The following is a 13,990-nucleotide window of genomic DNA, read 5'->3' as shown; positions in this document are numbered from 1 at the left end:
GGTCGGGTTGTGCGCGAGTGGGGACGCGTACGGAGGGGGCAGGCCGGCGGGATCGACCGCGGCCGCCTGGCGGGGCGGCCGTCGCTAGCGGGCGGCCGTCGCCGTGTCGGCGGCCTCGGGGGCCCTCGCCGCGTCGGCGGCCTCGGGCACGGTCGGCCCGTGGGCGGTGGTCGGGGTGCGGTAGGCGCGGAGGGGGGCGTTGGCCGCGGCCACGGCGGCGACCGCCAGCGCGGCGGACAGCCCGCCGGCGACCAGGGCGAGGGGGGCGGAGGTGACGGACGCCAGCAGGCCGCCGCGGAAGTTGCCGAGTTCGGGGCCGGCGACGCCGATCACGTGTTCCACGGAGGAGATCCGACCGCGGTACGCGTCGGGGGTCTCCACCTGCACCAGGGCGCCTCGGGTGATCACCGACACCGTGTCGGCGGCACCGGCCACGGCCAGGCATCCGAGGGCCGCCCACAGCGGCTCGGCCAGCCCGAAGCCGGCCAGCGCCAGCCCCCAGGTGCCGGCCGCGGTCAGCTGCACCAGGCCGCCGCGCCGCCGGCGCGTCACCGTGCCGGAGAGGAGGCCGGCCGTGACGCCTCCGACCGCGACGGCCGACAGGAACAGACCGAGGGTCCGCGGGTCGCCGTCGAAGCGGATCTCGTTGACCAGCGGGAAGAGCGCGACCGGCATGGCGAGCAGCGTGGCCGACGGGTCGGTGCCCAACGAGCCCCACAGCGTCGGCCGGCGCAGGACGGTCCGCAGGCCGCCGCGCTCCGGCCGGCGCCTGCCGCCCGCCGCGTCGGCGCCCTCGGGCCTCATGGCCGGGAGGTGGAGCAGCGAGAGCAGCGCGACCATGCTGGCGACGGCCTGCGCGGCGTAGGCGGCGGGAAGGTCCCAGCGGGCGATCACCAGTCCGGCCAGCGCGGGCCCGCCCAGCATCGCCACCTGGAAGGAGAGGTTGCTCAGCGCGAGACCGGCCGCGACCTGGTCCGCGGGCAGCAGCCGCACCGGGAAGGTGCGGCGGGCGGGGGCGCCGAGTGCGCCGCAGGCGGCACCCAGGACGACCAGGGCGAACAGCACCGGTACGTCGCGGTTGCCCGCCAGCGCCTGCGCGCACAGCCCGCCGGCGGCGAGCACTTGACCGGCGGTGGTGGCACGCACGATCGCCCGGCGGTCCACGGCGTCGGCCAACGTGCCGCCGAGCAGCCCGAACACCACCATCGGCAGACCGGTCGCGAGACCGATGGCGCCCGTGCCGACCGGGCTGCCGGTCAGGTCCCAGACCTGGGCCAGCACCGCCACCAGGGCGATCTGCCCGCCGAGTTGGGAGGCGGCGGAGCCGATCCACAGGGAGCGGAAGGGCCGGCTGCTTCGCAGCGGGCGGGTGTCGAGGAACCGGACGCGTCGGCTCATCGCGGTGGCTCGGCGAGGTGGTCGAGGATCCGCTGCCGCATCGACCGGCGTCCCAGTGCCCGCCGCAGTTCCCCGACGGCGGTGGTCAGCGCGTACGGGATCTCCCCGTCCAGCTCGGTGACCGTGGCGTGGGTGGCGCGCCACTCGGCCTCCAGGAACGGCACCAGCGACCGGCCCCGCTCGGTCAGCTCGATGCGCCGGGTGCGGGCGTCGGGCCCGGGCTCGGAGGTGACCAGGCCCTCCTTGCGCAGGGCGGCGACGGTCTGGCTGGTCGCGGAGTGGGAGCGCCCCAGGGACTCCGCGAGCCGGCGGATGGTCATCGGTCCGGTGTGGGCGAGCCGGATCAGCGGATAGGCGAACCGCGGCCGTACCCCCTCGATGCCGCGCTCCCGGTAGACCTGCTCGATCTCGGCGTCCATGGCGGCCAGCAGTTCGTGCAGCGGCTGCCAGGGGTCGGGGAGGAGCGTGGGGTCGGAATGCGTCACAGCGCAAATATGACAGCGCTCATACAATTCCCCTGTGCCGATGTCGCCCGTCGTCCGCGCCCCCGGAACCGTCGGCCGGGCCGCCCCTGCCGGCCCCGTCTTCCGGCCGCCGCGGGGGGCTCGCGTGGGACCCGCGAGCGGGGATGCCACCAGGCGGCCGCAGGAGCGCCGTGACGACCAGCGCCGCCCCTTCTCCCGCCCGCTCGGCAGCCGCCGGTGCCGGCCGGTCGCCCTGGCGTACGAGGCACCCGCGCATCCTGACCCACCGCGCGGCCGGACGCGTGCCGGTGGGGACGACGGCCCACGGCCCGCCCCGGCCCGTCCGCCGCACCGGAGCAGCCGGGGTACCGTCATGCCGGGGCCGTCCCGGCGAGGTGCGTACGTACCGGCGTCAGCGGCGGTAGGAGGGGAAGGCGGATCGTCGAGTCGGACCGCCGTGGGAGGGGTGCGTGTGACGTCATCAGCCGTGGCGCGGCTTCGGGCCGCGGAGCGGAAACTGTCCGAGGCGCCCCCGGCGCGGCTCGACGGGCAGACCGCGATCCGCATGGTGTGGCACCAGGACGCGTTGTGGGGCGACGGTGCCGCCGCCGGTGTGCCGTCCCCGCCGCAGGCGGCGGCCGAGCCGCGGCGGCAGCCGCAGGCCCGCTCGGGCCGGCGCCGTCGGCGGCGGCGCCACGCCTTCGACCACCCTGCCCGCCCGGCCACCCGGCCCCCCGGTGACTACACGACCGGCCGCCGCCTCACCACCGTGCCCCTGGTCGGCGATCACCTCTGACGGCCGGGCCGGTGACGGCCGGTCGGGTGCCACCCGCGACGTTGCAGAGCCCGGACCGACCGCTCCGGGTCCTGCGTCGCGTCGGGAGAGGCGCACGGACCGCGCAGACGGGCGTCCCGGGCCGGCGGTGGCGCTCCACCGCCGGCGGGACGCCCGAGCCCCCGGGCGGAACCGGGGCAGCGGCGCCGCGAGCGGCCCGGTGTCCGGGGCAGAGCCCGGGATCCGGGTCACGGTCCGGGATCCGGGTCAGAGCCCGGGATCCGGGTCAGAGCCCGGGATCCGGGTCAGAGCCCGGTGACCTTGGCGCTCGCCGACAGCTCGTACACCAGGGTGACCGTGCGGCGGCCGCCCGGCGGGAGGGTGACGTCCCAGCGTGCGATGCCGTCGGCGTCGACCTCGTCGGGGCGCGGGGAACACGCGTCGCCCCGCAGCCGCACCTCCACCGCCGCCACCTCGGAGACGGGAATGCGCTCCCGAACGACGACGACCCGGTCGTCCTGCTCACCCGGGGCGGAGAACCGGGACAGGTCCAGCCGCACCGAGCGGGTGACCACGGTCCGTTGGGTCAGGCCGGCGGTGTCGCGGGACTCCTCGGTGTGCCGGACCACGCGGTGGTCGTCGCAGCTCCCGAAGGCCAGCTCGACGGGGGCGCCCGGCGCGGTGAAGTCCAGCGAGCCGCGGCCGCCGGACCCGCTGCCGCGGACCAGGTCGACGGGCCCGGCCAGGAGCGCGTGCCCGGACCGGTTGTCGCACCGCACCACGCGGGTGACCAGCGGGGACAGTTCGGGCGAGCAGGCGTACTCGCTGGTCGCGGCCGTGGTGAAGGAGGAGATCGGCACGCGGTGGGCACGGCCGTCCGCGCGTACGGAGACCGGCTCCGGGGAGTGGAGCACCCGCGTCCGGCCGCCGTCGTCGACGCCCGGCAGGCCGAGCACCGGGGTCGGGCCCAGATCGCCGACCTCCTCGTCGCGGAGCTCGACGTCGACCGTGCGGCGATCCGCGGCGGAGCGGTCCGTGAGCGTCAGCCGGTCCTCGCCCAGCGGCGGCGGGTCGGCGGCGAGCGCCGAGCGGGCCGTCGACAGCGTCAGCCGTACGTCGGACCAGTCCTCGCCGGTGCGCTGCCAGACCATCGCGTCGGTCTCCAGCGTCAGGGCGTCCCCGTCGAGCACGGCCCGGTAGGCGGGCCGCCACAGCGCGCACGGGGTGAGGTGGGTCAGGCGCAGGGCGGCCGGTCCGGCGGCCGTGGCCTCCACGGTCAGCTCGATGTGGCCGATCAGCTCGGCCGGCCCCTCCCCGGTGCGGTCCATCGCCTGACGGACCGCGTCGAGTTCGGCGTCGAGTGCGGTCAACCGGGCGTCGGTGGTGCGCAGTCGCTCGGCGTACGAAGCCCGTTCGTCGTCCGTCCGGTCCAGTTCGCGGGTCCAGCGCGCCGTGTCGGTCTCGCCGGCGCCGGCGCCTTCGCCGATGTCCCGCAGCAGGTCTGCGGCGAGGCGGCCGAGCGCGTCGAGACGGGCGTGCAGGCGGTCGCGCCGGTGCTCCAGCTCGCGTCGCTCCTCACCGAGGGCGTGTTCGCGGTGGCGCAGGGCCGAGTCGTCGGCGGCGGACGGCACCGGTCCGCGCGGCGTCCAGGCGCGGACGATCCGCACGTCGAGCACGGACGCGGGCTGGTCGGCGGTCAGCTCGGCGTGCAGGGTCCGGTCGACGGCCAGCGCGCTGACCGGTCCGAGGCGCAGCCGCTGGACCCCGGCCCGCAGGTCGAGCGTGGCGGCGCGCTCGACGTGGGCGCGGTCCTCCAGACAGGTGACGGCGGTGACGGGGAGGGCGATCGGTCCGGGGGCCGGGGGCGTGGTCATGGCGTGTGTCAGCTCCTGCGGTTGCCGCCGACCAGGGCCTTGCCGGCCGGGATGCGGATCTCGTACCCGCCGTCGAGGGCGGCGGTGCCGCCCGCGGGCAGCTCCACCCGCCAGACGCGGGTGCCCGGGGCGTGGCGGTCGGGCCCGGTGCCGTCGTCGGGGACGCTCCAGTCGGCGCGCTCCTCGATCCGGACGTCCGGTTCGGAGGTGACGGGGACCCGTTCGCGGACCTCGACGGTCACGGGCCCCGTCAGGCTGTTGGCCAGCTCGACGTGAACGCGGTGGTCGAGCACGGTGGTGGTGCCGCGCAGGCCGGAGGTCGACTCGCGGAGGTGGGCGCCGCGGGTGACCCGGACGCCCTCGGCCGGGCCGAGCCCCAGACGCCGGACACCGCCGGGGGCGAGCGTGGGCAGGGCCGCGGTGAGCAGGAACTCGTCGTCGGCGGTGACGTCGACCGGGCCGGCCAGCAGTGCCTGGTCGGTGGCGTTGGAGAGGACCAGCGTCGCGTACACGGTCGGCTCCACCGACGGCACGCACAGGTACTCGGTGCGCAGGCCGACCGGGATCTCGCCGACGGTGACGGTGTGCCAGGTGCCGTCCGAGGGGATGTCGGCGCGGGCGGCGCAGTCGTAGCGGTGGTCGAACGAGCCCGCCGACTCGCGGGGCCGCACGGCGTGCCCGGGAAGCCGCAGCGCGGCGACCGCTTCGGCGCGGCGGCGGTGCTCGGCGGCCACCGGATCGGGGGTGGGGTCGGGGAACAGCCGGCCGCGGCGGTCGCGCCGGTCGTCGGGGCCGCACAGGACGAGGGCGGCGTAGTCGAGTTCGGCGCCGCTCGGCTGCGGCGGCCCCGCCGGCGCCGGAGGGGGCGGGGCCGGGGCCCGCCCGGGAGCGGCGGGCCCCGCGGCAGGGGCCGCCGCCCTGCCTGCCGTGCGCGGCCTGCCGTCCGGTCGCGACCGGGCCGGTGCCGCGGGAGCGGGGGCTGCGCCGGCGAAGGGCTGCGGCGGTGCGCCGCCGGGCACCGCGAACGCGGCGGGCGGTGCGCCGTAGCCGAGCGGCGCCGGAGGCGGCGGGGGTACTGGGCCGGCCGAGGAGGCGGGCGGAGCGGGAGCGGGACCCGCTCCGGCTGCCGCACCCGCCGTGGCCGTGACCGCTCGGGCCGACGCCGCCGCTGCCGTGCCTGCTGCGGCGGTCGTGCCTGCTGCGGCGGTCGTGCCTGCTGCGGCGGTCGTGGCGGGGCGCGGGCCCGTCGCGTCGTACCCGGCGAACAGCTCGCCGAGACCCGCCGGCGGCTCGCGCCAACCCGAGGGCGCGGGGGCGGGCTGACGGCGTCCGATACGCAGCGAGCGGAGCCGCGGCAGGTCGGTGGCGCGCCGCAGGTCGGCGGTGGCCAGGGCCACGTGTACGCCGGTCCAGTCCTCGCCCGTGCGCTGGGCGACCGCTGCCCGCAGCAGCAGGAGGCCACCGGTGTCGCCGCGGCGGTGGGTGAGGCGGTAGGTCGGCACCCAGACGGCGCCGGGCACCCCGTACTCCACCTCCACCTCGGTTGTGGTGGCGCCGGTGGGGCCGGTGAGGGTCAGCAGCGCCGAGACGGTGGTGTCCACGTGCGCTGACGGCGCGTCGGTGGAGGCGCGCCCGAGACGGTCCGCGGCGATGTCGAGCTCGTGCTCGACGCGGCGCAGGTCCCCGTCCAGTTCGGCGAGCCGGGCGTGCAGCCCCGCCAGCCGTTCGTCGACGAAGTCGGCGAGCTCCAGCCAGGCGTCGACCGGTGTCCGCCGGTGCGGGTCGTCACGCCTGCGGACCGGCGGTACCGGGCGCAGCGCGGCGACCTCCTCGATCAGGCCCAGCTGCCGGTCGCGGCGCCCCCGGACGGCCGTGCGCTCGTCCCGCAGCCGCTCCACCTCCCGCCGCAGGGCGTCGGGAGTCCCGGCGTCCGAGCCGGTGCCTCGGTCGGTGTCGGTTTCGGTTGCGGCGTCGGACGGTTCCGCCTCGACCTCCACCCGGGCCTCGGTGACGCGCGCACCGGAGGCGCCCACGACACGGGCCCGCAGCGAACCCGGGTCCAGCGTGCACGGCAGTCCCGTCACCCGCACCCGGCCGTCCTGCGGCACGCTGCCACGCGCCAGGCGCCGGCAGACCGCGCCTTGCGCGTACACCACGACCGCGTCGAGGACCGAACTCCACCCCGGTGTCGTACCAGCCGTCATGTGCCCCGCCCCCCGCCGCCGTTCCCGTGCTGGGCGAAGCCTACGACGGGGTCGTCGACGCGTCCCCACCGCGTCCGGGGCACTCCTGCGACCGCGGCCACACACGAACCCCCACACCCGCTCTTCAAATTTGACTAGGGTGGGTCCCGTGAGCGAGAAGACGATCCCGATACTCCCGTGCCGGGCCCTCCGCCCCGTCCTCGACTTCTACACGGCCCTCGGCTTCACGGTGACCTTCGAGCAGAGGAGCCCCAACCCGTACGCGGTCGTCGAACGCGGCGGCATCCAGCTCCAGTTCTTCGCGATGAAGCAGTACGAGCCGGCCGGGTCGTACAGCACCTGCTACGTCCTCACCGATGACGTGGACGGACTCCACGAGGCCTTCCGCGCCGGGCTCAAGGCCGCCTACGGGAAGGTACCGACCCGCGGACTGCCCCGCCTCGGACCGGTCAGGGACACCTCGCACGGGATGCGGCAGTTCCTCATGACGGACCCGGGTGGCAACTGCGTCCGCGTCGGCTGCCCGACGCGCGCCGACCGGCACCACCTGCCCGCCCCGGAGGAGACCTTCGCCCGGGCCCTGCACCTCGGCGCCCTGTTCGCGGACTCCCGGGACGACCCGGCGGGCGCCGCCAAGATCATCGACCGGGTGCTGCACCTCCGGGACGAGCGGCCCACCCCCGTGCAGCTCCTGCGGCTCCTCGTCCTCCGCGCGGACGTCGCCGAACGCCTCGGGGACGACGAGACCGCGTCCCGCACGCTCACCCGGGCCGAGGCGGTCGCCCTGTCCCCGGACGAGCGGCGGTCGGTGCGCGACGACCTCGACCGCCTCGCGGAACTCCGGGACAGGGGGGCCGCCCCGGCCGGCACCGTGTCCGACCCCTGAACCGCGCGCCGCCGGCCACGACCGGCGTCGGACCACCGTACGTCCGGTACCGCCCCTCCGTCCTCCGCCCCTCCGTCATGTCCCCGGGTCGAAGCCCTCCGCGCGGGCACCGATCCGGACTTTCCGCTCCCGGCACGGATGGCTGCGCGTTGAGGGGGCACGCGTAGTCCGTGCTCGCACACGGTCGGGCTGCGGCCTGCCGTCCGGCGCCGGGCGCGGTCCGGCAGTCATGCGGTCGGGCAACGGCCCGGCACGGACGCACGTGGGCGGGCGGACGGGAAGGTGTCAGCGGAACGCACGCAGGGAGCACAGATGAAGGTCCGCCCGTGGTCCATCCGACCGGATCTCCGGCTCACGGCCCATGTGGTCGCCGGCCGCTACCGGCTCGACGACCTGCTCGGGCGCGGCGGTGCGGCTGACGTGTACGAGGGGCTGGACCTGCGCCTGCGGCGACCGGTCGCGGTGAAGGTCTTCCGGCCGGAGAGCGCGGTCCAGACGGAGGAGCGCTTCGACCACGAGGGCCGCTTGCTGGCCCGGCTGGAGCACCCCGGGCTGGTCACCGTGTACGACTCCGGCCAGGAGGACGGGCAGCCCTACCTGGTGATGCAGCTCATCAAGGGGACGACGTTGCGCCGGCGCATCGCCATGGCCCCCCTGACCTCCGGTGAGGCCTGTCGGACCGGTGCCGCACTGGCCTCCGTCCTGTCCCACGTCCACGCGGCCGGTGTCGTGCACCGCGACGTCAAGCCGTCGAACATACTCCTGGACGGGTCGGGCGCCCCGCACCTCACCGACTTCGGCATCTCCCGGCTGCTCGACACCACCGCCCACACGAGCACCGGCACGCTCGTGGGCACGGCCGCGTACCTGGCCCCAGAGCAGGTGCTGGGCCAGGGCGCCGGGCCGGCCGCGGACGTGTACAGCCTCGGTCTGGTCCTCCTGGAGTCACTCAAGGGCGAACTGGAGTACGCGGGCGCTCCGCTGGAAGCCGCGATCGCGCGGTTGCACCGGCCCCCCGTCATCCCCGCGGACCTCCCGCGTGACCTCGTCGCGCTGCTGGAGGCCATGACGGATCCGGACGCGAACAGCCGGCCGGACGCCGCCGCCTGCTCCAGGGCGCTGGCCGCGGTGCCGGACGCGCACCCGGCGCCGTCCCTCCCGGGCGTCCGCCCGCCGGAGGACGACCGGAATCCCGCGGACGACACGCTGCACTCGCAGGACACGGACGCGCGCACCGGTGGCGCCGCCGGCGCCGGTCCGGCGGTCGCGGCGGCGCCGGGCGGCGGCCGGGCGGCCCCCGGGCACGCCGCCCCGGCGCCCGCTCCGTCGTTCCGTACCGGCCGGGCCCTGCTGACGGCGGGCGCGGCGCTGGCCGTGTTCGGCGTCACCCTGACCGGATCGATCGACGGACGTCCCGTCGAGGGCGAGGGCGCGGTGCCCCCGCCGCGGGTGGCCGTGACGGACCAGCCGTCGGCCTCGGCGGAGCGCCCCGACCCGTCGCCCTCCTCCCCCGTCGTACCGGCTTCCGATCCCGGCCCGCTCACGAGCTCCCCCGCCGGCACCTCCGACACGGCGGCCGACCGGACAGGCCCGACGGCCGACGAGCGTCCCGACACCGGTACCGATGCCGACACCGGAGGGGCTCCGACCGCCTTCCGGGGCGGGCAGGGCAACGCACGGGGCGACGCGGCGGGAGGCCCCGGACGTGAGGAGACGGACGCGCAGCCGGCCAAGGTCAAGCCGCCGAAGGAGAAGAAGGGCAACAAGCACGGCGGACAGTCGTCGGTCGACGGTCAGCGCAGGTAGTTGTACACGGTGGCGCGGGAGATGCCGAGGAGATCGGCGAGGGCCTGGACCGAGTGCTTCACCCGCAGGTACCCGCGGTCCTTGAGCGCCCGGACGAGCTCACGCCGGGCGGCCGTGTCCAGTCCGCGCGGTGTACTCCCCCGCGCGGCGGCGAACTCCTCGACCACCGCTCGCAGTTCTTCCACCGTCTGTGCCCGCAGGGTCTCCTCCACCGGCTCGTCCGAGGGATCGGTGCGCACCAGGTTGGCCAGGGTCCGGGCCACGGTGCCGAGGAGGGACACGTCGAGGTTGAGGCAGATGGCCGCCACGTACTCGCCCCGGCTGTTCTTGAGCCCGATCGACGTGCTCTTGGCGGGCCGGCCGTCGGGGAAGCTGTTGGGGTAGTTCTGCAGGATGCCCGGGTAGTCCGGGTCCTCGATGCGGGCGAGACCGAGCTCGGTGGCCCCGGCGCCGACCCGCCGGCCGGAGAGGTTGTTCTCGATGGCGCGCACGGCGTGCCGCGGGTCGCGCAGGTCGTGCAGCACCACCTCGCACAGTCCGGGGAACATGGCGCCCAGCGCGGTGACGATCTTCTCGGCCTCGCGCAGCAACAGGTCGTCCTCGCTCATCGGCGGGGCGGGGTGGGAGGGGGCGCGTTCCGGGGCTCGCCCGGAGTCGCCCGGCCCGGCCGTCATACGGCACCGTCCCCGGCCGGGGCCCCGGCTCCACCGTTGTCGCCGGTTGCGGTCCCGCCGCCGGTCCCCTGCCCCGTGCCGGCCGCTGACAGCAGGCGGTCCGTCGCGACGGGGGCCTTGAGCCCCGATCCGGTCAGCACGACCACGGTCGTCTCGCCGTCCCGGATCGCCCCCCGCTCGCGGAACAGCGACACCGCCGCCGCGGCGGTCGCACTGGTGGGCTCCGCGTAGAGGCCCGAGGCCGCGAGACGCCGGGCGGCGGCCATGATGGCCTCTTCGGACAGCGCGACGGTGTCCCCGCCCGAGCGGCGGATCGCGTCGACGACCTCCGGCTGCCGCACCGGCTCCCGGATCGCCGTGCCCTCGGCGATCGTCGGCCCGAAGTCGGGCGCCGGCAGGCCCTGGAACGCCGCGTGCAGCGGGGCGCAGGCGGCCGGCTGCGCCACGAGCAGCCGGGGCAGCCGGGGGATCCGCCCGGCTGCGAGCAGCTCGGAGAAGCCGAGGTCGCAGCCGAGGACGATGCTCCCGGCCCCCGCGACCGTGACCACGGCGTCGGGGGCCCGGAAGCCGAGGTCCTCCCAGAGTTCGTAGGCGAGGGTCTTGGTGCCCTGGAGGAAGAACGGGTGCCAGTTGTGCCCGGCGTAGCAGGTGTCGGCCGACCGGCGCAGGGCCTCGGCGGCGGTCTCGTCGCGACCGCCCGGCACCGTGTCGACGGCGGCGCCGTACGCCCGGGTCTGCAGGACCTTCGCCGGTGACGTGCCCTCGGGGACGAGGATGGTGACGCCGATCCCGGCCGCGGCGCCGTAGGCGGCGACGGACGACCCGCCGTTGCCCGAGCTGTCCTCGACGACCTCCCGCACCCCGCTCGCGGCCAGCGCGGAGACCATGACGCTGCTGCCCCGGTCCTTGAAGCTGCCGGTGGGGCTGAACCACTCCAGCTTGAACAGGACCGGCTCGCCGTCCCACGTCCCCTCGACGAGCGGGGTGCGGCCCTCGCCGAGGCTGACGGGCCGCTCCCCGCAGACGTCGGGGAGCGCGGCCCGGTACCGCCAGAGCGAGCGGGTGCCGGTGTCGACGCCCGAGGGGGTGAGGCCGGGCAGCGGCGACACCGTCAGCGGCGCGCCGTCGTCACCGCGCCACCGCAGCGGGTCCAGCGCGTAGGTACGGCCGGAGCGTACGTCGACGAGGTGCGGGCTGGTCCCCGAGGGGTCCTGCTGCGGCACGGCGGCCCTCCTTCCGCGCCGGCCGGGCGCCGACGCCTTGGACAGACTATCCACGTCTGGACGGAAGGTCCAATCCCGTTCGCCGCCTCCGTCTTGGTCGCCCCGGCCGCGTGCCGGCCGTCAGGAGACGAGGGGGGCGGCGTCCACTTCGGCCAGCCTGACCGTGCACAGGCCGCCGCGCTCCGCCTTCACGTCCGTCACCCGGAGCTGCGTGCCCGGTGCGAGGATGTACTCCTCCTCCCCGGTGAAGGCGGAGAAGCTCCGGATCCCGACCGCGTGGGCGGGTGTGACCTCGAAGAGCGTCCGCTTGCCGCGGTTGCCCAGGAAGGACCGGGCCACGGCGAGCTCCGAGGTGCACGAGGAGACGCCCCACCAGGTCACCGTCCGCCCGACCGGGTACTGCGCCCGCAGGTCCAGCGACACGCCGCGCCACAGGGGCCGGGTGTGGGCGGGCAGCTCGGAGACCGCGGAGAACAGCAGCCGCAGGTACGGCAGGTACGGCACGACCTCGGTCCGGTCCGGGGAGCGCAGGACGGCGTTGATCTCCCGGTAGAAGGCGGACTCACAGGTGTAGAGGTGGAGCGCGGCGATCGCGTGGGCCGACAGGCCGCCGGCCGTCTCGACCGCGCGCCGCTCGCCGAACTCCCCGGACCGGTCGATGTGCCGGCCCAGCCCGGGCAGCACGCCGGCCACCGGGGCGACGGCGTCCCGGAAGTCCATCAGCGGGGTGTCGAAGACCCCGGTGATCGCCGGGAGGACGAGCCCCTCGTCCTTGACGCTGGTGAGCCGCTCCAGGTACAGCTGGTGCAGTTCCATGGTCGAGGCGATGAAGGCGCCCATACGGGCCGCGACGTCGCCGTCCGCACCGCCCGCGTCGACCGCCGCCTCGTCCCACCCCTTGCTCGGCAGCCAGTCGATCTCCTCGGCGCCCAGCGACGCGAGGGCCGCGTTGACCGTGGCGAAGTGGTCGCCCTCGCAGAAGATGTCGCCCTGGGCCGCGGGGTTGGCGTGGTCGATGTGCCGGACCTCGACGTCCGGGTACTTCTTCTGCAGCCGCAGGACGATCCTCTTCAGGCTGCGCGCGTGGGCCCCCCACCAGGCGAAGACGACGCCGCGGTCCTCCTCGTCGGCATCCTGCTTGGCCTTGAGGATCTCCTCGACGATCCGTTCGGCGACGGGCCGCCAGAACGCGGTGTGCCGGTCGGCTCCCATCGCGCCGTCCCCACTGGCGGTGAGTGACGCGTTCAGCAGGAGCACGCCCTGTGTGAGCATCGCCTGGAACCATTCCGGCGGCTGGACCGTCTCCCGCTCCCTCAGCAGGGCGCGCAGGTCCGCGATGGGGGTCTTCCGGGCGATGCCGTACTTCCACATGGCCGCCGCCTTGATGAGGCAGCGGATGCTGACGACCCTGCCGAACTGGCTGTCCTTCCAGTCGTTGAAGGTGTTGTCGAACATCGCTATGCCGGTGGCGCTCTCCGGCCGCGGATACGGGTTCTGCCCGAAGACGACCACCTTCCACTTGTGCGGAGGGTGCGGCTTGAGGGCCTGGAAGGTCAGTTCCCGGACGGGGACGACCTCCGGGCTCCGGCCCTGGCCGATGAACCCGGCCGCGTCCGGCTGCGCCTCGATGACGGGCTTGAGCAGCGGGAGCCAGGGCTCGCCCCCGCCCTTGAAGAGGTCGGTGAGACCCAGCGGGTCGTCGGCGTCGGGCTGGGCCGGGGTGGTGGCGGCGTCACTCATGGGGGCGGGGCTCCCGGTCGTCGCACCTGAGGGGTGGACGTGGTCGGCGGGCCCACCGGCCGGGGGGCCGGCGGGGTGGACGGGGTGGACGGGGTGGGCCGGGTCAGGGGCGAAAGGGACGCCCTTTGGGTGGCACGATGCGCACCCGCTCCCCCACCGGCGCGTTCTCGATGCCGTCGAGCTGGGCGGTGATCGTGGCGCGCAGTTCGTCGTCGTCCTCGAACCAGTGGTCGTGGAAGAGGGTGTAACCGGTCCACATCAGGTCGGCGCAGACCCGCGCCGGCACCCGACCGGTCTGCGCGCCCATCCCGACCAGCGCCACCGAACGGACACTGCCCGGCACCAGCCGGTTCTGCCGGTGGACGGCCTGGAAGGCGGCGGCGCACGCCAGGGCCACGTTCAGCGTGTCCCGCACGTTCTGGGAGGACCGCACCATGGTCGGCGTCGATATCAGGTACCGCGGGACGGTCGCACCCGACGGGACGCAGACCGCGCTGCCCACCGGGAGGCTCCCCGCGAACCGGTCGCGGATCGCCCGCTGCACCCGCAGCTGGATGCCGGCTCCGAGGTGCCGCTTGATGGCGGCGTCGACCCCGCCGTCCATCCGACCCCGGGAGTTGGTCGGCGTGACCCACGCGTCGACGTCCTCGGCGAGGATCGAGCCTCGGCGGATCTCGATGCCGGGAGTGTCGGCGAAGGCCGCCCGCCACGCCTCCACCACACGCTCGTTGACATCGGTCAGCACCACCCTGAGCGCGGGCTCCACACGGTTCTCGGTCATCGTCCACTCCTGTCGGGAAACAGCCCTTCCAACACCCCGGACGCTAGCCGCCATCACTGACAACGCCGCTGCGCCCAGGGGCGGGTGAGCCGTCGTCACGGCACCCGGGGGCGGCGGGCGGCGGCCTTGCCCGATGATGGGAACGCAAGCACCGCCCGGCCCCGC

General features: G+C 75.7%; 11 protein-coding genes. 3 read left to right on the top strand and 8 right to left on the bottom strand.

Going from position 1 to position 13,990, the window contains the following annotated elements; translation table 11 throughout:
• Positions 1-84 precede the first annotated feature (84 nt).
• Together ACF053_RS25500 and ACF053_RS25495 are read right to left on the bottom strand one after the other, a co-directional pair.
• A complete protein-coding gene (locus tag ACF053_RS25500) occupies positions 85-1,398 on the bottom strand; it encodes an MFS transporter (RefSeq protein WP_391956094.1) in 1,314 nt (437 codons plus the stop codon).
• On the bottom strand, positions 1,395-1,883 hold the full coding sequence (locus ACF053_RS25495; RefSeq protein ID WP_391956093.1) for a MarR family winged helix-turn-helix transcriptional regulator: 489 nt from the start codon (positions 1,881-1,883) through the stop codon (positions 1,395-1,397). Before ACF053_RS25495 ends, ACF053_RS25500 begins: the two co-directional genes overlap by 4 nt.
• A gap of 451 nt (positions 1,884-2,334) precedes the next feature.
• On the opposite strand from ACF053_RS25495, the gene ACF053_RS25490 reads away from it, so the two are divergent.
• Complete coding sequence (locus ACF053_RS25490) at positions 2,335-2,658, top strand: hypothetical protein (protein ID WP_391956092.1); 324 nt, start codon at positions 2,335-2,337, stop codon at positions 2,656-2,658.
• Between the two features lie 284 nt (positions 2,659-2,942).
• On the opposite strand, the gene ACF053_RS25485 is transcribed toward ACF053_RS25490, so the two are convergent.
• Positions 2,943-4,511, bottom strand: a complete 1,569-nt coding sequence (locus ACF053_RS25485) for a mucoidy inhibitor MuiA family protein (RefSeq protein ID WP_391956091.1) — start codon at positions 4,509-4,511, stop codon at positions 2,943-2,945.
• A gap of 8 nt (positions 4,512-4,519) precedes the next feature.
• Positions 4,520-6,715, bottom strand: coding sequence for a DUF4139 domain-containing protein (locus ACF053_RS25480; protein ID WP_391956090.1), 2,196 nt, complete (start codon positions 6,713-6,715; stop codon positions 4,520-4,522).
• A 148-nt stretch (positions 6,716-6,863) separates the two neighbouring features.
• On the opposite strand from ACF053_RS25480, the gene ACF053_RS25475 reads away from it, so the two are divergent.
• Both ACF053_RS25475 and ACF053_RS25470 read left to right on the top strand, forming a co-directional pair.
• Complete coding sequence (locus tag ACF053_RS25475; protein ID WP_391956089.1) at positions 6,864-7,601, top strand: bleomycin resistance protein; 738 nt, start codon at positions 6,864-6,866, stop codon at positions 7,599-7,601.
• 312 nt (positions 7,602-7,913) lie between these two features.
• The gene (locus ACF053_RS25470) at positions 7,914-9,407 is read left to right on the top strand and encodes a serine/threonine-protein kinase (RefSeq protein ID WP_391956088.1); all 1,494 of its coding nucleotides are present in this window, start codon (positions 7,914-7,916) and stop codon (positions 9,405-9,407) included.
• On the opposite strand, the gene ACF053_RS25465 is transcribed toward ACF053_RS25470, so the two are convergent.
• The 4 genes from ACF053_RS25465 to ACF053_RS25450 form a co-directional block, all read right to left on the bottom strand.
• Positions 9,395-10,015 (bottom strand): helix-turn-helix transcriptional regulator, encoded by a 621-nt coding sequence (locus tag ACF053_RS25465; protein WP_391956087.1) that lies wholly within the window; start codon positions 10,013-10,015, stop codon positions 9,395-9,397. The two genes, ACF053_RS25470 and ACF053_RS25465, sit on opposite strands and share 13 nt — an antisense overlap.
• 62 nt (positions 10,016-10,077) lie before the next feature.
• Positions 10,078-11,304: a threonine synthase gene (locus ACF053_RS25460; protein ID WP_391956086.1), complete on the bottom strand. Its 1,227-nt coding sequence runs from the start codon at positions 11,302-11,304 to the stop codon at positions 10,078-10,080.
• A gap of 120 nt (positions 11,305-11,424) precedes the next feature.
• Positions 11,425-13,044, bottom strand: coding sequence for an ADP-ribosyltransferase domain-containing protein (locus tag ACF053_RS25455; protein WP_391956085.1), 1,620 nt, complete (start codon positions 13,042-13,044; stop codon positions 11,425-11,427).
• Between the two features lie 103 nt (positions 13,045-13,147).
• Positions 13,148-13,825, bottom strand: a complete 678-nt coding sequence (locus ACF053_RS25450) for a macro domain-containing protein (RefSeq protein WP_391956084.1) — start codon at positions 13,823-13,825, stop codon at positions 13,148-13,150.
• Positions 13,826-13,990 lie beyond the last annotated feature (165 nt).

Origin of the sequence: Streptomyces kanasensis (genome assembly GCF_043077165.1) — a bacterium.
Lineage (GTDB): Bacteria > Actinomycetota > Actinomycetes > Streptomycetales > Streptomycetaceae > Streptomyces > Streptomyces changanensis.
This window is presented reverse-complemented; position numbering and strand designations above follow the sequence as displayed.

Bases quoted from the DNA above. Each gene is read 5' to 3' on its own strand.
- ACF053_RS25480 (WP_391956090.1), bottom strand. From the start codon at position 6,715: ATGACGGCTGGTACGACACCGGGGTGGAGTTCGGTCCTCGACGCGGTC.
- ACF053_RS25450 (WP_391956084.1), bottom strand. From the start codon at position 13,825: ATGACCGAGAACCGTGTGGAGCCCGCGCTCAGGGTGGTGCTGACCGAT.
- ACF053_RS25485 (WP_391956091.1), bottom strand. From the start codon at position 4,511: ATGACCACGCCCCCGGCCCCCGGACCGATCGCCCTCCCCGTCACCGCC.
- ACF053_RS25470 (WP_391956088.1), top strand. From the start codon at position 7,914: ATGAAGGTCCGCCCGTGGTCCATCCGACCGGATCTCCGGCTCACGGCC.
- ACF053_RS25500 (WP_391956094.1), bottom strand. From the start codon at position 1,398: ATGAGCCGACGCGTCCGGTTCCTCGACACCCGCCCGCTGCGAAGCAGC.
- ACF053_RS25455 (WP_391956085.1), bottom strand. From the start codon at position 13,044: ATGAGTGACGCCGCCACCACCCCGGCCCAGCCCGACGCCGACGACCCG.
- ACF053_RS25465 (WP_391956087.1), bottom strand. From the start codon at position 10,015: ATGAGCGAGGACGACCTGTTGCTGCGCGAGGCCGAGAAGATCGTCACC.